This is a genomic window from Stenotrophomonas sp. (genome assembly GCF_032099025.1).
Lineage (GTDB): Bacteria > Pseudomonadota > Gammaproteobacteria > Xanthomonadales > Xanthomonadaceae > Stenotrophomonas.
In genome coordinates, this window is the sequence record NZ_DAMCID010000012.1 from 1 (window position 1) to 209 (window position 209).

At 65.6% G+C, this 209-nt stretch carries 1 tRNA gene (running past one end of the window); it reads right to left on the reverse strand.

Annotated elements, in window-relative coordinates:
• Positions 1–187 precede the first annotated feature (187 nt).
• Positions 188–209: transfer RNA gene (locus tag RT456_RS10195), tRNA-Pro, on the reverse strand (it continues 155 nt past the right edge of the window).

Sequence of the window (209 nt, forward strand, 5' to 3'; positions counted from 1 at the left end):
GCTCCACGTGATGCCGGGCAATCGGGTAGTGCCGGCCGCCGGCCGGCTCCTGGCGATGCCGGCAGCACGAGGAGCCGGCCAGCGGCCGGCACTACGTGTCGCCTGCCGTGTCGGGCCAGGCGGCATGGCCAAATACAAAAAAGCCCGGAGGACATTCGTCTTCCAGGCTTCAATGTGACCACTTGTATGGTCGGGGAGACAGGATTCGA